This is a genomic window from Sphingomonas flavida (assembly GCF_036663655.1).
GTDB lineage: Bacteria > Pseudomonadota > Alphaproteobacteria > Sphingomonadales > Sphingomonadaceae > Sphingomonas.
This window is the reverse complement of the sequence record NZ_JAXOJH010000001.1, coordinates 339292-364792: the sequence shown is the minus strand read 5'-3', so window position 1 is coordinate 364792 and position 25501 is coordinate 339292. Positions and strand designations below refer to the sequence as shown.

Sequence of the window (25501 nt, the reverse complement as noted above, 5' to 3'; positions counted from 1 at the left end):
GGTGAGGGCCTTTGGCTTAATTGCCGCCACGCTGGCGGCACTGGTCATACTGACCCTTTTTGCAGATCGGATAGCTCTTCAGCGGAGCTGGGGCCGGATAGGCCTGTGACGGGCTCGGTGCCTGCTGGAACACGATCTGTGCGCCGGGGGCGGGTGGTGCGGCCATTGGCGGTTGAGCGGGCTGGTAACCGCCAGCCGTCATCGTCGCAGCCGAGGCCGCCGCATTGGCCTGCATCGCGCCAGGGGTTGCAGTGTCGGTCGACGTGCCGGTCTGGGCCGTGGCGTCGGTCGACGTACCCGTCTGGGCACCTGCCTGGGCGGTGGTGTCGGTCTGGGTCGTGGTCTGAGCCAGGGCGGGCGTCGCCATCAGCGCGGTGGCGGCAAGAAAAATGAGCTTCATGCGAATCTCCTATTCAGAAGCGCAAGTGCGTTAGCGCGTGGAGGAAACGCCCAATGCCGCACTTGGCTCCCTCGTTTCGCAAGCGACCCAATCCTGACACGCTTTTCAGGCGGCTGGCTCAGCCCCCCGCATCCAGCGAATAGCCCGCCGAGCGGACGGTGCGGATGATGTCTGGCCGATCGCCGATATTGATCGCCTTGCGCAGACGGCGGATATGCACGTCGACCGTACGGCTCTCGATGTCGGAGTCATGGCCCCAGACCGCATCGAGCAGCCGCTCGCGCGAGAAAACCCAGCCGGGATGCTCGAGGAAATGCTTGAGCAGGCGGAACTCCGTCGGCCCGAGCGAGACGACTTCGCCTGCGCGGCGGACCTTGTGGCCGACCGTGTCCATCTCGATATCGGCATAGGTCAGCGCCTCGCCCGCCAGCGCCGGGCGGACGCGCCGCAGCACCGCGCCGACGCGGGCGACCAGTTCGCGCGGGGAGAAGGGCTTGGTGACATAGTCGTCCGCGCCCGTCTCCAACCCGCGCACCCGGTCTTCTTCCTCGCCGCGTGCGGTGAGCATGATGATGGGCACGTTGGCCGTCTCGGGCGAGCGGCGGAGGCGGCGGCAGACCTCGATCCCCGAAATCCCCTCGACCATCCAGTCGAGCAGGACGATGTCGGGCGTGCTCTCGCGCGCCAGCAGCAACGCCTCCTCGCCGTCCGGCGTGTGCGTGACCTCGAAATCCTCGCGCTTGAAGTGGAAGACGAGCAGTTCCGCCAGCGCGGCGTCGTCTTCGACCAGCAGCATTTTTACGCGTGCCATGATGCCTGTTCCCTCAAGAAGGCAGAGTGCCGCCGCGATCCCGCTCACCCATCTGGGTGCCGGTGGCAGCGAAATAGACCATCTCCGCGACGTTCGTCGCATGGTCCCCGATCCGTTCGAGATTCTTGGCGATGAACAGCAGGTGAGCGACCTGCCCGATCGTCTTGGGATTCTCGACCATATGGGTGACGAGCGTGCGAAAGATGGAATCGTAGAAATCGTCGAGCGCGTTGTCGCTGTCGCGGACCCGGACCGCCGCCTCGGCATCGCGCGCGGCAAAGGCGTCGAGCACGTCATGCACCATCGCCGAGGCGATCTTGGCCATGGCGGGCAGGATCGAGACGGGCTCGATCCGGTCCTCGCTTTCGATCATCGGCACGCGCTTGGCGATGTTCTTTGCATAGTCGCCGATGCGCTCGACGACGCTGGCGATCTTGAGTGCCGCGACGACCTCGCGCAGGTCGTTGGCCATCGGCGCCCGAAGCGCGATGGTGCGCACCGCCAGTCGCTCGACCTCGGCCTCGATCAGGTCGATCGCCTTGTCGTCGTCGCGCACCTTGCGCGCCAGTTCCAGGTCGGAGCGTTGCAACGCGCGGATCGCATTGGCGATCGCCTCCTCGGCCAATCCGCCCATCTGGCTGATCAACCCGCGCAGGCGGCCTATGTCGTTGTCGAAGGCTTTTACGGTGTGGTCCATGATCCTCGTCCTCAGCCGTAACGGCCGGTAATATAGTCCTTCGTCCGCTCTTCCTTCGGGTTCGTGAAGATGTCGGACGTCTTGCCGTACTCGACCAGGGTGCCGAGATGGAAAAAGGCGGTACGCTGCGAGACGCGGGCGGCCTGCTGCATGTTGTGGGTGACGATCGCGATGGCGTAGCGGCCGCGCAGGTCGTGGATCAGTTCCTCGATCCGCGCGGTCGCGATCGGGTCGAGCGCGCTGCACGGCTCGTCCATCAGGATGACCTCGGGATCGACCGCGATGGCGCGGGCGATGCACAGTCGCTGCTGCTGGCCACCCGACAGCGCGGTGCCGCTTTCGGACAGGCGGTCCTTGACCTCGTTCCACAAACCCGCACGGGTCAGCGAGCGCTCGACGATCATGTCCAGCTCGGCCCGCGACCCGGCCAGCCCGTGGATGCGCGGGCCATAGGCGACGTTTTCGTAGATCGACTTGGGGAACGGATTGGGCTTCTGGAACACCATGCCGACGCGGGCGCGAAGCTGCACCACGTCCATCTCCGGCGCATAGATGTCCTGCCCGTCGATCCGCACATCGCCGGTGACGCGCGCCGAGGGGATGGTGTCGTTCATCCGGTTGAGCGTGCGCAGGAAGGTCGACTTGCCACAGCCCGACGGGCCGATGAACGCGATGACGTGATCCATGTCGACGTCGATCGAGATGTCATGGATCGCCTGCTTGGCGCCATAGGACACGCTGACGTTGCGCGCGCTTATCTTGGGAATGCTCACCAGCGTGTCTCGAACCGATTGCGAAGGTAGATGGCCAACCCGTTCATCGCGAGGAGGAAGACGAGAAGGACGATGATCGCGGCCGATGTCCGCTCGATAAAGCCGCGGTCCACCTGATCCGACCACAGGAAGATCTGGACCGGCAGGACGGTCGCCGGATCGGTCAGCCCATGCGGGGGTGCGGCGATGAAGGCGCGCATGCCGATCATCAACAGCGGCGCGGTCTCCCCCAGCGCGCGCGCCATGCCGATGATCGTGCCGGTCATGATGCCCGGCAGTGCCAGCGGCAGGACGTGATGAAAGATCACCTGCACCCGCGACGCCCCGATCGCCAGGGCGGCGTCGCGGATCGAGGGCGGCACCGCCTTGATCGCGTTGCGCGCGGCGATGACGATGACCGGCATGGTCATCAGCGCCAGCGTCAGGCCGCCGACCAGCGGCGCTGATCGCGGCAGGCCGAAACTACCCAGGAACACGGCAAGGCCCAGCAGGCCGAAGATGATCGACGGCACCGCCGCCAGATTGTTAATCGACACCTCGATGATGTCAGTCCACCGGTTCTTCGGCGCATATTCCTCGAGATAGAGGGCGGCCAGCACCCCGATCGGGAAGGCGAGGAACAGCGTCACCAGCATGGTGAGGAGCGAACCCTTGGCTGCGCCCCAGATGCCGACACCGGTCGGATCGGTCGCGTCGGCATCGCGCAGGAAACCCCAGTCCCAGCCGGTCGACAGCACGCCCTTCGCCTTCAGCCGCGCGACCACCGCCTCCGCATCGGGGGCGCCGTTGCCCTTGGCGGCGACATCATAGCGGCTGGCGATCGGCAGCGAGAAACGGGTCGTCCGATGGAGCAGTGCCGGGTCGGCCTTCACCGCGTCGCGCACGACGATCCAGGCGCTTGGCGACAGCAGGTCCGCTCCGTCGGGGCCGAAGGCCATGGTCGCGGCACTGTCAACCGCGTCCTCCAGCCCCGATCCGGCCAGCGCCAGATCCGCGCCGCGCCCCTTCAGGCGGGCGGGTTCGATCGGCAGTTGCGCGGCGGCCAGATCGACGGGCAGCGTGACCCGCGTCTCGGTAAAGCCGCGAAGCCCTTGCGCGAGCATGGTGACGAGCAGGAACGCCAGGAACGCGGCGGACAAGGCGACGGCCGCCGCACCCAGCCGCCGGAAACGGCGCTCGGCGGCATAGCGACGACGCAACCGCCGGGCCATGGCCGGGCTGTCCCACTTACGGGGTGCAGGCGGCGGTGCGCTATTCATAGCTTTCCCGGTACCGCTTCACCACGCTGAGCGCGACGATGTTGAGGAGAAGGGTGATCACGAACAGCGTCAGGCCGAGCGCGAAGGCGGCAAGCGTCTTCGGGCTGTCGAACTCCGCTTCACCGGTCAGCAGGTCGACGATCTGCCGGGTGACGGTGGTCGTGCTGGCAAAGGGATTGGCGGTCAGGGTGGCGACGCCGCTCGCCGCCATGACGACGATCATGGTCTCGCCGATCGCACGACTGACGGCGAGCAGGACTCCGCCGACGACGCCGGGCAGGGCGGCGGGCAGCATGACGCGGGTGATCGTTTCCGACGGGGTCGCCCCCATCGCCAGGCTGCCGTCGCGCATGGCGCTGGGCACCGCCGCCAGGCTGTCGTCCGCCATGGACGAGACGAAGGGAATGATCATCACCCCCATGACGAGGCCAGCGGCCAACGCGCTTTCGGAGGAGGCCCAGTCGATGCCGATCGACACCGCGAACTGGCGAACGGCCGGGGCGACGGTCAGCGCGGCGAAATAGCCGTAGACGACCGTCGGTATGCCCGCGAGCACTTCGAGCACGGGCTTCATGATCCGGCGCGCGCGGGGGGCGGCATATTGGGTCAGATAGATGGCGCTCATCAGTCCGAACGGAATGGCCACCGCCATGGCGATGATCGCACCGATGAAAAAGGTGCCCCAGAACAACGGCACGGCGCCCAGCGATGCACCGGGATCGCGCGGGTCGATCACCTGCGGGCTCCAGTGCGTGCCGAACAGGAAGTCGGTGACCGGTACGACCGAGAAGAAGCGGCCCGCTTCATAAAGCAGCGAGGCGACGATCCCCGCCGTGGTCAGGATCGCGATCAACGACGCGCCGAGCAGCAGGCCGAGGACCACCCGTTCGATGCGCGTCCGGGCCGAAAAATCGGGACGCACGCGCAAGTAGGCATAGGCCCCGCTGGCCAGGGCGAGCAGGACGACGATGGCGGTCGCGATCCAGTCGAACCGGGCCTGCGCGCGGGCATAGGCCGGTGCCAGTTCGCGGGACAGGGTATGGAAGGCACCGTGTGCCCGTCCACTCGCCAAGGCGCGGGCCTCGGACAGAATGGCGGCGCGTTCGAACCCCGGCGGGGGCAAATGCGCCGCGGCGGGGGTGCCAAGCACCGTATCGGTCACGAGGGCGGGCGAAGTCGCCGCCCAGACCGCCAGGAACAGCAGCGGGGGAAGGACGGTCCACAGCGCAACATACCAGCCGTGATGGTGCGGCAGCGAACTGACCCGCGCGGCCGCGCCGTGCCGAAAGCCAAGCGCGCGCATCCGGGTGGTCGCCCAGGCGATGACGCCCAGCCCGACGATCAGGATCAGGAGGCTCGCCCCGTTCATGACGGCAACGTCGCCGGGTCGAGCGGGATTTCCTGCATGATGATCGCCCGCGACCGTGCCTCGATCGCTGCGGGAGACGCGATCAGGCCACGCCGGACCAGCGGCCCGTCCTTGCCCCAATTCGCCGCATAGAGCCGCAGAAAGGCGCGCATGCCCGGAATGGCGTCGAGATGCGCCTTCTTGACATAGACGTAGAGCGGGCGGGAGCCCGGATAGCGATCGGCGGCGATGGCGGCATAGGTCGGCTTGACCCCGTCGATCGCAACCCCGTCCACGGTCTGGCGATTTTCCTCGAGATAGGAATAACCGAATACACCCAGTGCGTCCGGGTTGGCCTGGAGCTTCTGGACAATCAAATTGTCGTTCTCACCCGCGTCGATATACGCGCCATCCTCGCGCACGCGGGCGCAGAGCAGGCGGTGCGCATCGGGATCGCGGCGGCTGAGCGCGATGGCCCCCGGTTCCACCGCATCGCATCCCTTCATCAGGATCAGCTCGGCGAGCGCATCACGCGTGCCGCTGGTCGCTGGCGGGCCATAGACCTGGATCGGAATGGCGGGCAGCGCGGGGTTCACGTCGGCCCAGGTCCGTGCCTGATTGGGCTTGCCGCCCGGATGGGCCGACAGGGCGCGATAGAGATCGACGGTGGTCAGCGCCATGCGCGGCCCGCGCTTCGATTCGGCGAAGGCGATGCCGTCGATGCCGATCTGGATCTCGAGCAGTTCGGGCGCGCCGTGCGCGGCGCACTCGCGATACTCGCTTGCCTTCATGCGACGCGACGCATCTTCCAGATCGGGATGCGCGGCGCCGATCCCGGCGCAGAACAGCTTCATGCCCGCGCCCGTACCGGTCGACTCGATCACCGGCGCCTTGGCCTCCGGATCGGCGGCCACGAACCGCTCGGCAATGATCGTGGTAAACGGATAGACGGTGGACGATCCGACCGCCGTGATCTGCTCACGCACGCCAGCGCCGCCGCCATTGGCCTGATCGTGGCAGGCCGCCAGCGCGAACATCGCGGCGAGAAGGCAGGGCAGGCGCATCATGTTCCTTGGAAGAGGGCGACCATCGTGGTTGCGAACCGGCGCTGCCATGCTCACCGGACCCCCGTGTGACATTTTTATTGTGGTTTTGTGACACCGCCCTCGGAAACGGGCCGGTCGGCGGTTTTGAGTGCCGGCAGGCGCACCGTGAAGGTGGTGCCGACGCCGACTTCGCTGGCGATCTCCAGCTTGCCGCGATGCCGCTCGACAATGTGCTTGACGATCGCGAGGCCCAGCCCGGTGCCGCCGATACTGCGGCTGCGCCCGGAGTCGACCCTGTAGAAGCGCTCGGTCAGGCGGGGGATGTGGCTGGCCGCGATGCCTTCGCCGCGGTCCACGACGGCCAGCTTCAGCATGGGGCCGTCACGTTCCAGGATCACACGGACCGGCGTCTTCGCTCGACCATATTTCATCGCATTGCCGATCAGATTGTGCAGCATCTGCGACAGTTGCGCCCGGTCTCCCGCAATCGGTGGCAGGTCGGGCGCCAGTTCGCACGCGATGTCATCGGCGCGCAGCGATCCGGAGTCGAGAAATTCGTCCCAGACATGCTCGACCAGATCGCTCATGTCGACGGGCTGGGCGGGCTGGCGATATTTGTCCGCCTCGATCCGGCTGAGCGAGATCAGATCCTCGACGAGGCGTTGCATCCGCCGCGCCTCGTCGAACATCACCTTCAAGAAGCGTGCACGGATCTCGGCATCCTCCCCCGCCTCGTCGCTCAGCGTTTCGATAAAGCCGAGGATCGAGGCGAGGGGGGTGCGCAGTTCGTGGCTGGCATTGGCGACGAAATCGACGCGCATCCGCTCGGCGACGTCGTGTGCGGTCTGGTCGATCAGATGGACGATACGCTGGCCGCTGCTGGTATCGGCGATCCGCATTTCCCAGCGCTGCTCGAGCGAACCCAGTCCGACCAGCGAGATGGGATGATCGGGGTCGGTCATGCCATCCCGCGCGAGCAGGCGTTCGGCGGCGGCAGGATGGCGGATGGCGACGCGGGCATCCTCGCCCACGATATGCCCGCCGAGCAGCGTCCGCGCGGAGTGGTTGGCCAGGATGACCCGGCCCTTTTCGATCAGCAGGACCGGCTCGACGATGGCGTCCAGGGCTTCTTTCAGCAACGGCGGCAGGGCGCCGTCCTGCTCCGGCATGGGCTCGCCATCGGGTTCGCTCGGCACGCCTTCGCTGGCGACCAGGGCCGCGGCGATCCCGCCGACCAGCGTGATGATCGCCGGCCCCGGCCCCGCGCTCAGAAAGACGACCAGTGCAGCGATCACCACCACCACCACGGCCCATAAGGTGCGAATGCCGAATCCCATGAGGTGTCGATGTAACGGTCGTCGGGGCGTCTGTCTTCCTCCGCTCGCACGGCCGACCGGGGGTCGAAATTTCGATCCAGCTTTGGGAAGTCCCGGGCAGCGCACAGCTTCTTGTCGGGGGGCAGCGAATATGGGACATCGCATAGACATGGATGACATGCCTATCGATCAGGGCCAGCCGCCCGAGGAACCGGCCGCCAAGCCTGCCTCCGCGAAGCCGTCGCGCGCGACGAGCCGCCGGACGCTGATGCTGGGCGCTGTCGGCGCGAGTGCGGTCGTCGCGATCCGTCCGGCGCTGGCGCAGACGACGGGATCGGTCCAAAACTGTCAGATCCCGGTGCCGGACCCCGGCAATTCAGGGAAATATATCGCCAGCGACGGCTCGCTCGCGCCGCCCAGCCTGTTGGGGCCAATCACCGGGCTGGGCCCCTTTCCGCCGCCCGCTCGCCCTTTTACGGGTGAGGAGGTGTCCCGGGCGATGTTCCAGGGCTCCAACCTGCCCGGCGCGACCGCGAACAGCACCAAGGCCTATCTGGCATATATCAAGAAGCTGAAAATGGGGCAGAGCGGCTATACCTGCTTCCTGTCCGTACAGAATCCCCGGCACTGACGCCGTGCCCGGTCCGCGCTACCGCGCGGCGGACGCGGCGCTGCTGATCGTCGAGCCGCTCGATATCTTCACGGCGGTTTTCCATCGTCCGTCGGGCATCACCCATCTGCTGAACGAGCCCGCGCCGCAGATTTTGGAGGCGCTGGCGGACAAACCGCTGGATGCCGCCGCATTGTTGGACCAGCTGGCCGGGCAATATGAACTCGACGTGGTCGAAGGGATCGAGATGTTGCAGGCGCGGCTGGACGAGCTGGAGGCGGCGGGGCTCGTCGATCGCCTGTGAGGCACCAGATTTCCTTGCGGGTCGGACCGGTCGGTTTTCGGATCGGATCGGACTGGCTCGCGCCGATCGCGGCCCTCGATGCGCTTTACCGGGATTATCCGCGACCGGATTTCGCCGACTATACCGTCCGGCTGGAGGCGACGTCACCCTTGCGGCGGTGGCTTCGGCCATCGGTGCGGACATTGGGTGACTATCACCTGCCGGACTCGGCTCCGCTGCCATTGGCGCAGGGGCTGCTTGCGGCCGAGATGGGGATGAACCTTCAGGTCGCGTTGGGCCATCGCCGTCACCTGCTGCTCCACGCGGCGGTCGTTGCACGCGGCGACCGGGCCGTCCTGCTCAGCGGGGTGTCGGGCGCGGGCAAGTCGACGCTGGCGCTGATGCTGTCGCAGCGTGGGTGGCGCTTTCTGGGGGATGAATTCGCCTTGATCGACCCGGTCAGCGGCTGTGCCCATCCCTTCCCCCGACCGATCAGTTTGAAGAATGAGAGCCTCGGCGTCATCCCATCCGACAGCCTGACGGGGCCACGCCTGTCCGGCACGCCCAAGGGCGAAGTCCGCCACGTCGCACCCGACAGCGCGGCGATCGCGGCGATGGACGTGCCCGCGCGCCCCGCCCTGTTGATCTTTCCCCGGTTCGGCCAGCCATTGGCGCTCCACGGTATGGCCCCGACCGAGACGTTCGTCCGCCTGACCCAGGCATCGACCAACTATGTCGCATTGGGCGAAGCCGGGTTCCGGGCGCTGACACGACTTCGGTCGGAGGTGCCCGCCATTGCCCTGGACTACCCGGATGGCGAGAGCGGGGTTGCGGCGGTCGAGTCGATCTGGAGCAGGCTGTGAACGCGGTCGAGGCTCTGATCGACCTGCTCCGCCACCCTGAGGGATCGGCTGCGATCCCCCTGGGGGCGTGGACGCAAATCCTGGCGGTCGCGCGCGCCGAGACGTTGCTGGGCACCCTGGCCTATCGACTGGACGGCCGGATATTGCCCGCCGTCGTGGCGGCCGTCCTGGCGGATGCGAAGGACGAAGCCGAACAGGTCCGCCGTGCCGCCCTGTGGGAAGCGAACCGGATCGCCCATGCCCTGACGCCGCTGGGCCAACCGGTGATCCTGCTCAAGGGCACGGCCTTCGTCGCGGCCGGACTTGCCGCCGGGCGGGGGCGTGGGATCGGCGATTGCGATATCCTGTTGCCGCATGCGCTGCTCGACAAGGCCGAGGCTTTGCTGATCGGTGCGGGTTGGGGTTGGCTGAAATCCGATCCGTATGACGACCTGTATTACCGCCGCTGGATGCACGAGCTGCCGCCGTTGGTGCACACCGAGCGCGGCCATATGGTGGATGTGCACCACACCATCCTGCCGCCGACGGCGCGCCCCAAGCCCGATGCCGAGGCGCTGATCGCCGATGCCGAGATGTTGGCGGGCGGGCTGGCGACGCTATGCCATACCGACATGATCGTCCACGCCGCAGCCCATCTGTTCGCCGATGGCGAGTTGAGCGGGGGCCTGCGCAACCTGTGGGATATCCATGCGCTGATCGAGGAGCGGGGGATGGCCGGACTAGAGGAGCGCGCCCGGCATCACGGCCTGTCGAGCGCGGTCGGCCGGGCTTTGCGGTTGAGCCATGCGCTCTACGGCACCGCCGTGCCGGATGCTTGGCAGAAGCTGACCGCCACCGACCAGCTTTATCGGCGGCGGATGACGGCACGCGACGGTTGGGCGCGCGAGCGACGGCGACTGACGCGCACGGCTTTCTACATCCGCTCGCATGCCATCCGTATGCCGCTACCGCTTCTCGCCCGGCACTTGTGGATCAAGTGGCGGAAGGGGAAAGCCGCGCCAGCGTAGGAATGAGCGCGTCATAGCCGTCGATGACCGCATCGGCGCCGAGCGTCTCGACCGGCTGGCTTAGAAATCCGAAGGAGCAGGCGACGACGGGCAGTCCGGCGGCACGGGCCGCCTCGACGTCGAAGATCGAGTCACCGACAAAGGCTGCCGTCCCGCCACCGCACTGCGCGACCAGCGCTTGGATAGGGATTGGCGATGGCTTGGCGATGCCCAGCGTATCCCCCCCGATGATCGTATCGAACCGGGCCGTCAGCCCCAGCGAGTCCAGGATCGACCGTGCAAAACGCTCGAGCTTGTTCGTCATGACGCCGAGGCGGACACCGCGCGCCGCCAGTTCGTCCAGCGCGGCAAGTGCGCCGGGAAAGGGCACGGTGTGCACCGCCAGATGGGCCTCGTAATAGGCGAGAAGCCGGTGGTGCAACGTGTCGAGCGTCGTCTCGTCATAGCCGCCGGTCGCGTCCAGCCCATGTTTCAGCATCGCCCGTGCGCCTCCGCCGATCATCGGCTTGACGGCCTCGACGCTCAAGGCGGGGCGGCCGATCGAGGCGAGCGCATGATTGACCGCGGCGGCAAGGTCGCCACTGGTGTCGAGCAGCGTACCGTCCAGGTCGAATCCTATGATGGCGAAGGGAAAACCCTGCGATGAATTGACGTCCATGTCTCGTTCCGGTGCAGCCTCGCGCTGGCAATGGCCCGAATTTCATGGCAGGCGCAACCATCATGACGAGACCGATCGCCGCCATCATCCTTGCCGCGGGCAAGGGCACCCGCATGAAGTCGAACCTGCACAAGGTTCTTCACCCGATCGCCGGACGCGCGATGCTGCTTCACCTGATCGACAGCGTGAAGCAATTGTCGCCCGAGCGCATGGTCGTGGTCACCGGGGCCGGACGCGAGCAGGTCGAGGCCGCCGTCACGTCGCTCGGCGTCAGCACCGCGTTGCAGGCGGAACAGTTGGGCACGGGTCACGCCGTCGCCCAGGCGCGCGAGGTCCTGGCGGGTTTCGATGGCGATGTCCTGATCCTCTATGGCGACGTGCCGCTGGTCGAGGCACGGACGATGCAGGCGATGATCGACCGACTCGGCCAGGACGATGCGCCCGCGGCCGTGGTGCTGGGCTTCCGCCCCGCCGATCCCGCCGCCTATGGTCGGGTTGTCGCCGACGCCAGCGGCCGGATCGACCGAATGGTCGAGTTCAAGGATGCCAGCGCCGAGGAGCGCGCGGTCACGCTGTGCAACTCCGGCCTGATGGCGGTCCGCTCGGCGGATCTCTTTGGCCTGCTCGACCGGGTCGGCAACGACAATGCGGCCGGGGAATATTATCTGCCCGATATCGTCATGCTGGCAGCGGCCGATGGCCGTCATTCGGCGGTGATCGAGACGGACGCGAGCGAGGTCGCGGGCGTCAACAGCCGCGCTGAACTGGCGGTGGTCGAGGGCGACTGGCAGGTCCGCCGCCGTGCGCTGGCCATGGCAGAGGGGGCGACGTTGATCGCGCCGGATACGGTATGGTTCGCGCATGATACGCGTATCGGGCGTGACGTGGTCATCGAGCCGCACGTCGTCTTCGGCCCCGGCGTCCATGTCGCCGATGGCGTGACCATCCACGCCTTCAGCCATCTGGAAGGAGCGACCATCGCGACCGGAGCCGATATCGGCCCCTATGCCCGTTTGCGCCCTGGTGCCGACGTGCGCGAAGGCGCGCGGGTCGGCAACTTCGTAGAGATGAAGAAGGCCGTTCTCGGCCCCGGCGCGAAAGCCAATCACCTGACCTATCTGGGCGATGCCGAAGTGGGCGCGGGGGCCAACATCGGCGCGGGCACCATCACCTGCAACTATGACGGGTTCCTGAAGTACAAGACGGTGATCGGCGAGGGTGCCTTTATCGGCTCCAACTCCGCGCTGATCGCGCCGGTCACCATCGGTGCAGGTGCGATCGTGGGGGCAGGAGCCGTGGTGACGAGCGACGTCGAGGCGGACGCGCTCGCGCTGGTCCGCGCGGAACGCCAGACCAAGCCGGGCTGGGCGAAGCGTTTTCGAGACATGATGACGGCCAAGAAGGCCGCAAAGAAGGCTGGGGAGTAAGACTATGTGCGGTATCGTAGGAATCCTGGGCGGTGACGACGTTGCCGAGCGTCTGCTCGACGGACTGCGTCGCCTGGAGTATCGCGGCTATGACTCTGCCGGCATCGCGACGATCGACCATGGCGCGATCGAGCGTCGGCGTGCGTCGGGCAAATTGATCAATCTGGCCAAGGAACTGGCGGCGCATCCGCTGCCCGGCTCGATCGGCATCGCGCATACGCGCTGGGCGACGCATGGCGGCCCGACGACCAACAATGCCCATCCGCATGCGACCGATCACGTCGCGGTCGTCCACAACGGCATCATCGAGAACTTCAAGGCGCTGCGCGATGAGCTGATCGGCCGCGGCCGTGTCTTCACCAGCGAGACGGACACCGAGGTCGTGGCACACCTGGTCAGCGAAAAGGTGGAACAGGGCCTCGACCCCGTCGCCGCCGTTCGCGAGGTGCTGCCGCGCCTGCACGGTGCTTTCGCGCTGGCGATCCTGTTCCGTGATCGACCCGACATGCTGATCGGCGCGCGGCTCGGTTCGCCGCTGGTCGTGGGGTACGGCGGCGACGAGACCTATCTGGGCTCGGACGCGCTCGCCCTCGCGCCGCTGACCCAGCGTATCGCCTATCTGGACGAGGGCGACTGGGTCGTCTGCACCCGTGAGGGCGCGCAGGTCTATGACCGCGACAACACGCCGGTCGACCGGCCCGTCACCCTGTCGGGCGTCACCGGCGCGCTGATCGACAAGGGCAATCACCGCCACTTCATGCAGAAGGAAATCTACGAGCAGCCGATCGTCGTCGCCCAGACGCTCCGCTCGTATCTCCAGCGGTTGGAGGGCAAGGTCGTGTTGCCCATTCCCGACTTCGACCTGTCGGGTATCAAGCGGGTCACCATCGTCGCCTGCGGCACCAGCTTCTATGCGGGCATGGTCGCCAAATACTGGTTCGAGCAGTTTGCACGGGTTCCCGTCGATTTGGATGTGGCGTCCGAATTCCGCTACCGCGCGCCGGTCATGGAGGCGGGCGGCCTGATGATCGTCATCAGCCAGTCGGGCGAGACCGCCGATACGCTGGCCGCGTTGCGCCATGCCAAGGCCGAGGGGCAGACGATCGCCGCCGTGGTCAACGTACCGACCAGCTCGATGGCGCGTGAGGCCGACCTGCTGCTGCCGACCCATGCCGGGCCGGAGATCGGCGTCGCGTCCACCAAGGCCTTTACCTGCCAGCTCAGCGTTCTGGCCGCACTCGCCGCCAACCTCGCCAAGGCCAAGGGGCGGCTGTCGGTCGAGGAGGAGAAGCAGCTCGTCCGCCACCTTGCCGAAGCGCCCGCCGCGATCAACGGCGCACTGGCCTATGACGAGGCGATCGAGGGCATGGCGGGCACGGTCGCCGGTGCGCGCGACGTGCTGTATCTCGGCCGTGGCACCGACTATCCGCTGGCGCTGGAAGGCGCGCTGAAGTTGAAGGAAATCAGCTACATCCACGCCGAAGGTTATGCGGCGGGCGAGATGAAGCACGGTCCGATCGCGCTGATCGACGAGCATGTCCCCGTCATCGTCATCGCCCCGTCGGGCCCCCTGTTCGAGAAGACCGTCTCGAACATGCAGGAGGTGCAGGCACGCGGCGGCAAGGTGATCTTGATCTCCGACTATGACGGGATCGAGGCGGCTGGTGACGGCTGCATCGCCACCATCACCATGCCCAAGGTGCATCCGCTGATCGCGCCGATCGTCTATGCGGTGCCGGTCCAGTTGCTCGCCTATCATGTGGCGGTCGCCAAGGGCACGGATGTCGACCAGCCGCGCAACCTCGCCAAGAGCGTTACGGTTGAATAACTGTCCATTTACGTCACTTTAAGTATCTTCGGCCACTATCCTTCCAACGATTGCATGATGTTGGAATGATGGTGGCCGGATGCGTATTCTGATTGTTGACGACGAACCGGCCGTTCACGAAACCTATTCCTACTGTTTTTGGGATTGCACGACGGATCATCGCGATCCGGTCGAGCATGGCGGTGACACCCGTGCGTTTCGTCCGCATCACTGTTATCAGGGCGCGGAGGCCGTCGTGGCGGTCGAAAAGGCCATGTCGGAGGGAAATCCCTTCAAGGTCGCCTTTATCGACATTCGCATGCCGCCGGGGATCGACGGACGCGAAACCGCGCGGCGTATCCGCGCGCTGGACCCCGACATCCATCTGGTGATCGTCACCGGCTATACCGACTTCTCGCCCGCCGATATCAGCCGGGTGGCCGGCCCCGCCGACAAGATCTTCTACATCGCCAAGCCTTTCCAGCTGGCCGAGGTCACGCAGATGGCGCTCGCGCTGTGCCACCGCTGGGACAATGACCGCGAATTGGCGGCGGCGCGCGCAATGCTGGCGGCACAGGTGGTCACGCTTGAGGAAAAGACCGCCGAGCTGGCGGCCAATGAAAACCGCGCCATGCATATCGCGATGCACGACGCGCTGACCGATGCGCCCAACCGCGTGGCGTTTCTGCGCGGATTGCAGGAGCGGGGACGGCGGCCGGGTCCGTTCGTCACCGGCATGATCGATCTCGACCGGTTCAAGCTGGTCAACGACACGCTGGGCCATCTGGCGGGTGACGAACTGATCCGCGAAGTCTGTGCGATGATCCACCGCCATGCTCCGCGTGACGCCCTGGTGGCCCGGCTGGGCGGCGACGAATTTGGCCTCTTCTTTGATGCGGAAAATGAGGAGCAGGCGATTACGGCCTGCGAGCGGATCGTGTCGGCCTGTGCGACCAGCTTCAACATTCTGGGCCATGCCGTCCGCTGTGGAGCATCATGCGGATTGGTGATGAGCGGGGAGGGTGTCGAACGCGACCCGACCGACCTGGTGCGCCAGGCCGACATGGCCTTGAACGATGCCAAGCGTTCGGGGCGCGGGGTCGTCCGGGTATTTGACGAAGGGATGGACGAGAGCATCCGGGTCCGGCGGGGGATCGAGGCCGGATTGGCCGGTGCGATCGCGAACGACGAGCTTAGCCTGGCCTTCCAGCCGATCGTCGGGCGCGGCGATCTGGAAATTGCCGGGTTCGAGGCACTGGTGCGTTGGACGACGACGGATCATGGCCCCGTCAGTCCGGCGATCTTTATCCCGATCGCCGAGGAAAGCCACCTGATCCACGAACTGGGCGACTGGGTGCTGGACCATGCTCTGGCCGAGTTGCAGCATTGGCCGGGCCAATATGTATCAGTGAACTTCAGCCCGGTGCAGTTCAGGCGCTCTCATTTCGTCGCGCATGTCATGGACAGCGTTCGTCGTGCCGGGGTCGAACCCGGCCGTGTCCAGATCGAGATAACCGAGACGGCCATTTTCGACGATGCCGAACGCGCCTCGCAGACGCTGTGCGCGCTGCGGAAGCTTGGCTTCCGTATTGCACTCGACGACTTCGGCACGGGCTATTCCAGCCTCTATAACATCCGCAAGTTCGCCCTAGACAGCCTGAAGATCGACCGCAGCTTCATCGACGGCATGGGCCGCGAGCGTGAGTCTGCCGCGATCGTCCATTCGATCATCCATCTCGGCCGCGCGCTGGGACTGGGCGTGGTGGCCGAGGGGGTCGAGACGGAGGCCCAGGCCCAGGCGCTGCGCGTCGCAGGCGCCAGCCATCTGCAGGGTTTTCTATTCTCCTTCCCGGTTCCTGCGGTCGAAGCCCGCGAACTGGCGACGCGGCGCGTCCTGCCGCTGCCGGGCGGCGATCATACAGAGCCCGCACTGGCGGTCGGTGCGCGGTACTGAGCGAAAGCGATGATCGTCACAGTGGCAGTTCGGGCTGCCGCGGTACGTCTCGATCATCCTCCTGCTCGACCAAGCCCGACATGGTCAGGCCGAGCAGCCGGACGCCGCCCGTGACCGGCAACTGCTGGTCGAGTAGGTCCAGACCGATCGCCAGGAACTGCGCGCGGTCGCCAACGGGCTGGCTCGTCGAGCGTGCCCGGGTGATGGTTCGAAAATCGCTGTATCGCAGCTTCAGCGTCACGGTGCGCCCCGACACACCATTGCGCGCGATACGTGTCCAGGCGGCATCGACGACGCGCTCCAACGCGGCGTGCAGCCCCTCGCGGTCCGACAGATCTTCCTCGAACGTCCGTTCGGCCCCGACCGACTTCGCGATGCGCTGGGCACGAACCGGCCGATGGTCGATCCCCCGCGCTGCGCCATACAGATAATCGGCATAGCTGCCGAAATGACGTTGCAGAAAGTCGAACGGTCGGTCCCGCAGGTCCTGGCCCGTCAGGATTCCCAAGGCCTCCATCTTGCGGGCGGTCACTGGTCCAACACCGTGAAACCGCTTGACCGGCAATGCGGCGACGAAGGCCGCGCCATGTGCCGGGGGAATGACGCACAGGCCATCGGGCTTGTTCTGGTCGGAGGCCAGCTTGGCGATGAACTTGTTGTAGCTGACCCCGGCGGAAGCGGTGAGCCCCGTCTCGGCCTTGATCGCGGCGCGGATCGCCGCTGCGATAGCGGTCGCCGAGCCCAGCCCGGCGCGGTCCTCCGTCACATCGAGATAGGCTTCGTCAAGCGACAGCGGCTCGATCAGATCGGTGTAGCGGGCAAAGACCGTGCGGATCTGCCCCGATACTTCACGATACACATCGAAGCGCGGCGGGACAAAGACGATTTCGGGACAGCGGCGGGCGGCGGTGACAGATGGCATGGCCGAGCGCACCCCAAAGGTTCGCGCCTCATAGCTGGCCGCCGCAACGACACCCCGCCGCCGCGATCCCCCCACCGCAACCGGTCGTCCGCGAAGTCTGGGGTCATCCCGCTGTTCGACTGAGGCGTAGAAGGCGTCCATGTCTACATGAATTATCTTGCGTCCATCCTGAGTCGCCATAGCATTGGTCGGACTGGAAGAATTTGGCACCGGGGAGCCCATGACGGTCACATAGTCGCTTGCTGCACGCCGGTAAAACGAAACAGGAACAGGGCTTCATCGTCAACCCCTTGATCATATGGGGTCGAGATGGCCGTTCGCATTAACTTGCCCTTATAGGATCTGTCTTATGGAAATGGGCAGGACGATTGTTTGACACATCTTCGATCCTTGGGTGCCGCGGCCCTCTTGCTCCTGATGTCGATCCTGCCGATGACGGCCGGGGCCGAGCGGAGCGATCCTTGGGCGGCATGGCAATGGGCCACCTTCTCCCGGTTGGGGGACGCGGTGAGCCTGCCGCACGTGACCACCACGGCGGTGGCCCGCGCGCGCGACGGCACCATGTGGATCGGCACGCGCGGCGGCCTGACCCGCTATGACGGGCAACGCGTGCGCAGCTACAAGCAGCGCCTGTCCGACCCCTATTCGCTGCCCGACAATTACGTACGATCGCTGATGGCGCTGCCGGATGGAGGGTTGCTGATCGGGACCAATGTCGGAGGCCTGGCGCGCTACGATTCGAGGACCGGGCGCTTCCTGCGCCTGAGCGCGAAGGGCCAGCGCGCGGGAACGCGTATCTTTGGTTTCTCACCCGACGGTGCGGGCGGGGCCTTTGTCGCATCGGACGGCGGGGTGCATCACGTCGCCGCGGGTTCGGATCGGATCGATCCGATGGCCGCCCATGCGATCCGCAATCGCAAAGGCGAGGTCCAGACCGTTTTCGCCGTTTACCGTGACACGGACGGCCGCGTCTGGGCGGGGGCGGAGGAGGGGCTCTGGTCGCGTGCGCCGCATAGCCGCACCTTCGTCCGTGTCGTCATGAATACCAAGGCGCCAGACCGCGACGTCTGGGCGATCCAGCGTGACCGGCAGGGTCGGCTTTGGGTCGGGACGGGTTCCGACGGCATCTACACGACCTCGGATCGGGGAGGAAATCCGCGCTTCACCCAGTTGCCGGGACTGGCCGGGCAATCTCCACTGGTCGGGCACCGGACCATCCGTGCCTTGCTGGAGGACGGACATGGACGGATATGGGCCGCGACCGACGGCAGTGGGATCCTGCTGATCGACCCGGCGCGAAGGTTCGCCATACTGCCGATCCGGCATCTGGCCGCCAATCCGCTATCGCTCGCGGGTGATACGGTCCGGGCGCTGGCGCTGGACGGGTCGGGCGGAATCTGGGCGGCGACCGAGATGGGCGCGGCACGGACACGCGGGCCGGGCGGCGGCGTGCTGCGGATCGGATCGGCGATGCCCGACCCGCGCAAGTCGCTGTCCGAGGACAATGTCCGCGGGATCATGGTCGATCGGCGGGGCCTGATCTGGCTGGGTTTCAGCAATGGGTCGATCGATGCCCTGGACCGTGAACGGGGCCTTGTCCGTCACCTGACCCTGCCGGGGCAGCATGGCGGGCAGGATATCAAGGCGCTGCTGGAATCCAGCGACGGCTCCATCCTGGTCGGCGCGCGTGGGGTCATGGCGGTCGATCCTCGGACGCTGGCGACACACGCCATCGACGTCCCCGGACTGGGCGACCTGCCGGTCATCTCGCTGGCCGAGACGCCGGTAGCGTTACTGATCGGAACCTATAAGGGGCTGTTCGTCCGCGATCGGGTCACCGGGCAGGTGCGCGTGTTCCATCACGATGCCTCCGATCCGACCAGCCTGCCCAACAACGAAGTCATCAACATCGTCGTCCGATCGCCGACATCGGCGCTGGTCGCGACGCCCGCCGGGTTGGGGTTGCTCGACCTGCGCACAGGGCGTTTCGTCCATTTCTCCAGCAAGGTCGGGCAAGCCGCCAACCTGCCGCAGGATTATGCGGGTTCGATCGTCTCCATGGGCCGCGACATCTGGGTCGGGACCTATGGCGGCGTCGGTATCGGGCGCGCGGTCGCGGACGGCTGGCGCTTTCATGCGATCACCGAAGCGGATGGTTTGGCGGGCGACAACGTCGCCTCGCTGACGCTCGATGCCCGTCGTCGGATCTGGGTGGCGAGCGCTGGCGGTATTTCGGTGATCGATCCCGCCGGGCGCCGGGTGCGCGTCATGAGCCAGCGCGACGGCGGCGGCACCAACGCCTTCAACCAGCGCGCGGCGGCGCGGACCGATGATGGCTCGCTGCTGTTCGGATCGCCCGACGGGCTGATGATCCTGCAGCCGGATGTGCTGCTGAGCCGCGACAACCGGGTCGGCACCGCATCGCTGATCGTCAGCGCGGCCGAGATCGACGGTCGCCCCGTCACCATCGATTCCGCCGCGTCGTCCTGGGGGCTGCGTTTGGGGCGTGACGGACGGACCCTGCGCGTCAGTTTTGCACTGACCGATTTCGCCGCGCCCGAGGAGGTCCGCTACGGCTATCGGCTGGAGGGCTTCGACCGGAGATGGATGAACGTGGCGCCGGGGACGCCGGCGGACGCGACCTATACCAACCTTCCCGCGGGCAATTACTGGCTGCTGCTCAGGGCAAGCGTGCCGGGCCTCGCCGCGCAGACCGTGACCCAGCGCATCCTGATCACCGTCGACCCGCAATGGTATGAGACGTGGCCCGCACGGCTTGGCTTTGTGGCTTTGGGCCTGATGGTGCTGGCATGCAGCTTCTGGGCGGTCACCACCGTCGTCCGCCGCCGCGCCAGGGTATTGGAGGCGATGGTCGAGGAGCGGACCGGCGAACTCCGCCGTGCCAACGAACAGCTCGACCGTCTGGCCAGCACCGATCCGCTGACCGGCCTGGCGAACCGCCGAACGCTGATGACCCGGCTGGAGGCGGCGCGCGGGCAGGCCGTCGATCATGGCGACGCCTTCACCTTTGCCTTGCTGGACGTCGATCACTTCAAGCGGATCAACGATCGCCACGGCCATAGCGTAGGCGACGAGGTTCTCGTCCAGCTGTCGGCGCGCCTGCAACAGGGGGTTCGGGTCGACGATACCCTGTCGCGCTATGGCGGGGAGGAGATCGCGATCCTGCTCCCCGGCACCACGCTGGACATGGCGACGGCTATCATCGAGCGGGTGCGGCAGGCCATAGCCGAGCGACCGGTCACCGTCGGCGATCAGGCCGTCGCCGTCACCATCAGTGCGGGCATCGCGGAGTGGCAGCCGGACGAACCGGTCGGTGCGATGATCCAACGGGCCGACGCGGCGCTTTACGATGCCAAGCGTGGCGGTCGCGATCGGGTTGCGCGGGCGGCGTGATCGACCGCACGGAACCGGCGGCGAAGGGCCGTGTTGCCATGCCTCATGACGCCTGACGTACCACCCGACACCCTCGTCACCCGCAGCGGCCGCCTGATCCGGCAAGGCGGCGCCTTCATCCTGCAAGGTGATGACGGATCATTGGCCGAATTGCGGTTGATGCGGGTGCCGGTCGACCATGTCGGAAAGTCCGTCACCGTGACGGGGCGGATGCTCGGGACAGGACTGATCGAGGTGGAGGGCGTCCGGGGCGGCTGACCGCCCCGAACCCTCAATGGCTGGCGCCGCGCCGGGGTATGAGGTGCAGGACACCGACGATGACCGCTCCGACGATCAACCCGATGATCGCGGAGCCGACCGCACCGACGAACCATGCAACGGCAACGCCCGCCACCGGCATGGCTTCTCCGGCATGATGGGCGGTGTCGTGGATCAGATGGGGCAGGGTGGTGAAGCCGAATTCCTCCATGCCGTGGACGATGATGCCGCCGCCGACCCACACCATCGCGGCGGTGCCGACGATGGCCAGGACCTTCAGTACGACGGGCATAGCCTTGACAAGGCCACGGCCGACCGATTGCGACACACGTCCCTCGCGGGCGGCGAGGTGCAGGCCGATATCGTCCATCTTCACGATCGCGGCGACCACGCCGTACACGCCGACCGTGATGGCGATACCGACCAGGGCCAGCGCGATCGCCTGGGTCCCGATCGCCATGTCGGGCAGTTCGGACAGAGCGATCGCCATGATCTCCCCCGACAGGATCAGGTCGGTACGGATTGCCCCGGATACCTGACGATCTTCCAGCACCTTGGCATCGACCGGCGCGGCGTCAGCCGCTTCCTCATGCCCGCCCGTGAGCGTCTCGAGGATCTTCTCGCTTGCCTCGAAGCACAGAAAGGCACCGCCCGCCATCAGGATGGGCGTGATCGCCCAGGGCGCAAAAGCGCTGAGCAACAGGGCGGCGGGCAGCAGGAAGATCAGCTTGTTGCGCAGCGACCCCAGCGCGATCTTGCCGATGATCGGCAATTCCCGCTGCGGCGCCAGGCCGACGACATAGCGCGGCGTTACCGCCGTATCGTCGATGACCACACCCGCCGCCTTGGCACCGGCACGGGCCGAAGCGCCCGCAACGTCGTCCAGCGATGCCGCCGCCAGCTTCGCGATTGCCGCCACATCGTCGAGCAATGCGACAAGACCCCCTGCCATCGAACCGCTACTCCCTATGATCCATTTGGCCCGTGCCTAGAGCCTGGGTTGCGTCGATGCACGGAAAAATGACGAAGTCGTCATGTCAGCCACGTCGCATCGCGCCACTGCCTGGTCAGATGGTCGAGCAGCGCCGGTACGGCCGCAGGTGCCCCGACAGGCGCGTGCAAGGCCCAGATACCGACCGCCACCGACCCTTCATAAGCGGGCAGCACGCGGACAAGCCGCCCGTCGGTCAACGCATCGGCCACGTCCCAGAGCGAACGCAGCGCGATGCCGCCGCCCGCCAGGGCGAGTTCGCGCACCATCTCGCTGCTATGCGTTTCGACTGCGCTCTCGCCGTTGATCGTCGCGCCGGTCAAACGCCATGGCAGTTGGCCCTTGGCAGCCAGCAACCGATGCTGGCGAAGCGCCGCGATCGTCTCGGGTGTGCCCGCGGCTGTCAGATAGGCCGGGCTGGCGCACAATATGCGGCGATTGTCGGCCAGCCGAAACGCCCCCAGGCCCGGCGGCGGTGTGGCCGTGATGCGGATCGCCAGGTCGATGCCGCCATCCAGCAAGTCGACGAAATCGTCGCTGAGCTCGATCTTCAGCCTGACATCGGGAAAGCGGTCGAGAAAGGCCGGGATGAAGGGTGCGATCCACAGGCGGCCGAACGAGGTCGGCGCGCTGACCGACAAGGGGCCCGCCGGGCTGCCGGCCGTCTGTACCATCCGGGCCTGCGCCGCCCGAAGGCCCGCGATCAGCGGGGCGACCTCGGCATGGAAGGCGGCCCCCGCTGGTGTCGGTGACAAACGACGGGTCGTCCGGTGAAGCAGCCGGACCCCCATCCGCGCCTCGAGCCGCGCGATGCGCTTCGAGACCATCGCAGGCGACAAGAGCCAGACGCGAGCGCCGCCCGCCAGGCTCCCTTCGCGGATCACGTCGACGAACAGCGCGATATCGGGATCCATTCGTTCCTCCAGCGATCGACAGTCCTGCGATCATGCGCTCTATGACCCGCAATGGCGATGCCCTATCGTCCCGCACACGCCATGAGGGGGAGACGCCATGATGCAACGCCACGGCCTGTCGGTCGCACCTGCGCTGGTGCGGTTCCTGGAGGATCGGGCACTTCCGGCGAGCGGCCTGTCCGTCGACTCATTCTGGGCGGGGGTTGCAGATATTTTCGGGCGTTTCGCACCCCAAAATGCCGCCTTGCTGGCCAGGCGCGACGCGTTGCAGGCGCGGATCGATGACTGGTATCGGCAGGGCGGTGGATGCGACGGGGCCAGCCAACGCGCCTTTCTGACCGAGATCGGGTATCTGGTCCCGCAACCCGCGCCCTTCACCATCACCCCGCACGACGTCGATGCCGAGGTCGCCCTGCTGGCCGGTCCGCAACTGGTCGTGCCGATGCTCAACGCCCGCTTCCTGCTGAATGCGGCCAATGCGCGCTGGGGCAGCCTGTATGACGCCCTGTACGGCACCGATGCCATCGCGCCGCCGTCTTCGGCCAAGGGCTATGATCTCGAGCGCGGGGCGGCGGTCATCGCCTGGGCCCGCGCCTTTCTCGACGATGCCTTGCCGATCGAGGGCGGATGGAGCGGGGTGACTGACATGGCGCAGGCGGTGGCGGCCTTGCGCGATCCGGGGCAGTTTCGGGGGCGCAGCGCGACGGGGTGGCTGTTCCGCAATCATGGCTTGCATATCGAGATCGTCGTGGACCCGAGCCATCCCGTCGGACGGAGCGATGCCGCCGGGATCGCGGACATCGTCCTGGAGTCGGCGCTGACCACGATCTGCGACCTGGAGGACTCGGTCGCGGCGGTCGATGCCGAGGACAAGGTCGCAGGCTATGCGCACTGGCTGGGCCTGATCGACGGTACGTTGACCGCGCCGGTCGAAAAGGGCGGCCAGACGATCACGCGCAAACTGGCGTCCGACCGAAGCTATCAGGCGCCCGACGGTACGCCGTTCACGCTGGCCGGGCGCAGCCTGTTGTTCGTGCGCAATGTCGGCCACCTGATGACGACACCCGCGCTCCGGCTGGCCGACGGGTCCGAAGCGCCCGAGGGTATATTGGACGCGATCGTGACCAGCCTGATCGCGATGCGGCGTCCCGGCTCGATCTATATCGTGAAGCCCAAGATGCATGGGCCGGAAGAGGTCGGCTATGCCGACCGTCTGTTCGATGCGGTCGAGGATCTGCTGGGGCTGGAGCGGCATCGTATCAAGATCGGCGTCATGGACGAGGAACGGCGCACCTCGGCCAACCTCGCGGCCTGCATTCATGCGGTGAAGGACCGCATCGTCTTCATCAACACCGGCTTCCTGGATCGTACCGGCGACGAGATCCACACCGCCATGCTGGCCGGGCCGATGGTGCGCAAAGCCGCGATGAAGGCATGTGACTGGATCGCCGCCTATGAGGATCGCAACGTCCAGATCGGGCTGGCCTGCGGCTTTGCGGGCCGTGCGCAGATCGGGAAGGGCATGTGGGCGGCACCCGATCGCATGGCCGATATGCTCGCCCAGAAAGGTGGGCATCCCGGAGCGGGCGCCAACACAGCCTGGGTTCCGTCGCCGACCGCTGCGACCCTCCATGCGACCCATTATCACCGGATCGACGTAGCCGCCCGCCAGCAGGAGCGTGCCGCCGAACCGATCGCCTCGCTCGATCGGCTGCTGGCACCCCCTGTCGCCGCCGCGCCGGACTGGAATGCCGAGGAAATCGCCGCCGAGCTCGACAACAATGCGCAAGGGCTGCTCGGCTATGTCGTCCGCTGGATCGACCAGGGGGTGGGCTGTTCCAAGGTTCCCGACCTGGACGATGTCGGGTTGATGGAGGACCGGGCAACCTTGCGCATCTCGTCGCAGCATATCGCGAACTGGCTGCATCACGGTATCGTCAGCGCCGAACAGGTGGAGGCCGCACTGATGCGGATGGCGGCAAAGGTCGATGCGCAGAATGGCGGCGATCCGGCCTATCGACGGATGTCGGACGATCCGGCCGGCTTTGCCCTGACGGCGGCACGGGCGCTGATCTTTCAGGGAATGGACCAGCCCAACGGATATACCGAACCATTGCTTCATCGATATCGACAGGCCGCCAAGCAGCGGGCCGATCAGGCGGAGAAGGCGTAATGCCGCTATACGGCATTGGGGATGACCGTCCCAAGGTGCACGACACCGCCTGGATCGCGCCATCCGCCGACGTGATCGGCCGGGCGGTGCTGGACGAACAGGTTAGCCTGTGGTTCGGCGCGGTCCTGCGCGCGGATAACGGCGTCATCCATGTGGGCGCGCGAACGAACATTCAGGACGGCGCCGTGCTGCATTCCGATCCGGGCAGCCCGCTGACCATCGGTGCGGATTGCACGGTCGGGCACCGGGCGGTCTTGCACGGCTGCACGATCGGCGAGGGATGCCTGATCGGTATGGGAGCGACCGTGCTGAACGATGCGGTCATCGGGGCAGGCTCGCTGGTCGGGGCGGGGGCACTGGTAACGGAAGGAAAGGTCTTCGCATCCGGCAGCCTGATCGTCGGGGTGCCTGCGCGAGCGGTGCGGATGCTGGAGCCCGGGGAGGTCGAACGGCTACGTGGATCTGCCGACGGCTATACCGCGCGCGCCGCACATTATGCCGCACATTTGCGTCCATTGGACAAGGATCGTTCCGGCCCGATCGTTGACGACGGCGTCACACCTGCCTAGC

At 66.6% G+C, this 25501-nt stretch carries 23 protein-coding genes; 11 read left to right on the top strand and 12 right to left on the bottom strand.

What is annotated here, in order from left to right; genetic code table 11:
* Positions 1–16: 16 nt before the first annotated feature.
* The 8 genes from U1703_RS01610 to U1703_RS01575 form a co-directional block, all read right to left on the bottom strand.
* A complete protein-coding gene (locus tag U1703_RS01610; protein WP_332784306.1) occupies positions 17–400 on the bottom strand; it encodes a hypothetical protein in 384 nt (127 codons plus the stop codon).
* Between the two features lie 118 nt (positions 401–518).
* Entirely contained in the window at positions 519–1211 is a 693-nt protein-coding gene (gene phoB, locus U1703_RS01605) for a phosphate regulon transcriptional regulator PhoB (RefSeq protein WP_058715109.1), read from the bottom strand.
* A 13-nt stretch (positions 1212–1224) separates the two neighbouring features.
* On the bottom strand, positions 1225–1908 hold the full coding sequence (gene phoU, locus U1703_RS01600) for a phosphate signaling complex protein PhoU (RefSeq protein WP_320450936.1): 684 nt from the start codon (positions 1906–1908) through the stop codon (positions 1225–1227).
* A gap of 11 nt (positions 1909–1919) precedes the next feature.
* Complete coding sequence (gene pstB, locus U1703_RS01595; RefSeq protein WP_320451260.1) at positions 1920–2684, bottom strand: phosphate ABC transporter ATP-binding protein PstB; 765 nt, start codon at positions 2682–2684, stop codon at positions 1920–1922.
* Positions 2678–3940 carry a phosphate ABC transporter permease PstA gene (gene pstA, locus U1703_RS01590; RefSeq protein WP_332784305.1) on the bottom strand — a complete coding sequence of 421 codons (1263 nt, stop codon included), beginning with the start codon at positions 3938–3940 and terminating at the stop codon, positions 2678–2680. Before pstA ends, pstB begins: the two co-directional genes overlap by 7 nt.
* Positions 3933–5309: a phosphate ABC transporter permease subunit PstC gene (pstC, locus tag U1703_RS01585; protein ID WP_332784304.1), complete on the bottom strand. Its 1377-nt coding sequence runs from the start codon at positions 5307–5309 to the stop codon at positions 3933–3935. Before pstC ends, pstA begins: the two co-directional genes overlap by 8 nt.
* Positions 5306–6352 carry a substrate-binding domain-containing protein gene (locus U1703_RS01580; RefSeq protein WP_332784410.1) on the bottom strand — a complete coding sequence of 349 codons (1047 nt, stop codon included), beginning with the start codon at positions 6350–6352 and terminating at the stop codon, positions 5306–5308. The genes pstC and U1703_RS01580 overlap by 4 nt, the downstream gene beginning before the upstream one ends.
* A gap of 77 nt (positions 6353–6429) precedes the next feature.
* Positions 6430–7671 carry a sensor histidine kinase gene (locus U1703_RS01575; protein WP_332784303.1) on the bottom strand — a complete coding sequence of 414 codons (1242 nt, stop codon included), beginning with the start codon at positions 7669–7671 and terminating at the stop codon, positions 6430–6432.
* Between the two features lie 148 nt (positions 7672–7819).
* Between U1703_RS01575 and U1703_RS01570 the strand changes: the two genes are divergently transcribed.
* The 4 genes from U1703_RS01570 to U1703_RS01555 are packed head-to-tail and all read left to right on the top strand — an operon-like array spanning position 7820 to position 10413.
* The gene (locus U1703_RS01570) at positions 7820–8281 is read left to right on the top strand and encodes a hypothetical protein (RefSeq protein ID WP_332784302.1); all 462 of its coding nucleotides are present in this window, start codon (positions 7820–7822) and stop codon (positions 8279–8281) included.
* Positions 8282–8285: 4 nt separating this feature from the next.
* Entirely contained in the window at positions 8286–8564 is a 279-nt protein-coding gene (locus U1703_RS01565; protein WP_332784301.1) for an HPr-rel-A system PqqD family peptide chaperone, read from the top strand.
* Complete coding sequence (locus U1703_RS01560) at positions 8561–9406, top strand: HprK-related kinase A (protein ID WP_332784300.1); 846 nt, start codon at positions 8561–8563, stop codon at positions 9404–9406. The genes U1703_RS01565 and U1703_RS01560 overlap by 4 nt, the downstream gene beginning before the upstream one ends.
* Positions 9403–10413, top strand: coding sequence for a nucleotidyltransferase domain-containing protein (locus U1703_RS01555; protein WP_332784299.1), 1011 nt, complete (start codon positions 9403–9405; stop codon positions 10411–10413). The genes U1703_RS01560 and U1703_RS01555 overlap by 4 nt, the downstream gene beginning before the upstream one ends.
* On the opposite strand, the gene U1703_RS01550 is transcribed toward U1703_RS01555, so the two are convergent.
* The gene (locus tag U1703_RS01550) at positions 10379–11071 is read right to left on the bottom strand and encodes an HAD-IA family hydrolase (RefSeq protein WP_332784298.1); all 693 of its coding nucleotides are present in this window, start codon (positions 11069–11071) and stop codon (positions 10379–10381) included. The genes U1703_RS01555 and U1703_RS01550 overlap by 35 nt on opposite strands.
* 59 nt (positions 11072–11130) lie before the next feature.
* On the opposite strand from U1703_RS01550, the gene glmU reads away from it, so the two are divergent.
* From glmU to U1703_RS01535, 3 genes are all read left to right on the top strand, one after another.
* Positions 11131–12498 (top strand): bifunctional UDP-N-acetylglucosamine diphosphorylase/glucosamine-1-phosphate N-acetyltransferase GlmU, encoded by a 1368-nt coding sequence (gene glmU, locus U1703_RS01545; protein ID WP_332784409.1) that lies wholly within the window; start codon positions 11131–11133, stop codon positions 12496–12498.
* Positions 12499–12502: 4 nt separating this feature from the next.
* Positions 12503–14326 (top strand): glutamine--fructose-6-phosphate transaminase (isomerizing), encoded by a 1824-nt coding sequence (gene glmS, locus U1703_RS01540; RefSeq protein WP_332784297.1) that lies wholly within the window; start codon positions 12503–12505, stop codon positions 14324–14326.
* A gap of 79 nt (positions 14327–14405) precedes the next feature.
* Positions 14406–16259: an EAL domain-containing protein gene (locus U1703_RS01535; RefSeq protein WP_332784296.1), complete on the top strand. Its 1854-nt coding sequence runs from the start codon at positions 14406–14408 to the stop codon at positions 16257–16259.
* 16 nt (positions 16260–16275) lie between these two features.
* Here U1703_RS01535 and dinB read toward each other — a convergent pair whose 3' ends face one another.
* Positions 16276–17361, bottom strand: a complete 1086-nt coding sequence (dinB, locus tag U1703_RS01530; protein ID WP_332784295.1) for a DNA polymerase IV — start codon at positions 17359–17361, stop codon at positions 16276–16278.
* A gap of 237 nt (positions 17362–17598) precedes the next feature.
* On the opposite strand from dinB, the gene U1703_RS01525 reads away from it, so the two are divergent.
* Positions 17599–20595 (top strand): diguanylate cyclase, encoded by a 2997-nt coding sequence (locus tag U1703_RS01525; RefSeq protein ID WP_332784408.1) that lies wholly within the window; start codon positions 17599–17601, stop codon positions 20593–20595.
* Between the two features lie 45 nt (positions 20596–20640).
* A complete protein-coding gene (locus U1703_RS01520) occupies positions 20641–20853 on the top strand; it encodes a DUF5818 domain-containing protein (RefSeq protein WP_332784294.1) in 213 nt (70 codons plus the stop codon).
* Between the two features lie 13 nt (positions 20854–20866).
* Here the strand turns inward: U1703_RS01520 and U1703_RS01515 are convergent, their stop codons facing one another.
* Both U1703_RS01515 and U1703_RS01510 read right to left on the bottom strand, forming a co-directional pair.
* Entirely contained in the window at positions 20867–21805 is a 939-nt protein-coding gene (locus U1703_RS01515; RefSeq protein WP_332784293.1) for a DUF808 domain-containing protein, read from the bottom strand.
* Positions 21806–21885: 80 nt separating this feature from the next.
* Complete coding sequence (locus U1703_RS01510; protein WP_332784292.1) at positions 21886–22758, bottom strand: LysR family transcriptional regulator; 873 nt, start codon at positions 22756–22758, stop codon at positions 21886–21888.
* A 97-nt stretch (positions 22759–22855) separates the two neighbouring features.
* Between U1703_RS01510 and U1703_RS01505 the strand changes: the two genes are divergently transcribed.
* Both U1703_RS01505 and U1703_RS01500 read left to right on the top strand, forming a co-directional pair.
* A complete protein-coding gene (locus tag U1703_RS01505) occupies positions 22856–24931 on the top strand; it encodes a malate synthase G (protein WP_332784291.1) in 2076 nt (691 codons plus the stop codon).
* A complete protein-coding gene (locus U1703_RS01500; protein ID WP_332784290.1) occupies positions 24931–25500 on the top strand; it encodes a gamma carbonic anhydrase family protein in 570 nt (189 codons plus the stop codon). Before U1703_RS01505 ends, U1703_RS01500 begins: the two co-directional genes overlap by 1 nt.
* The last annotated feature ends 1 nt before the right edge of the window (position 25501 follow it).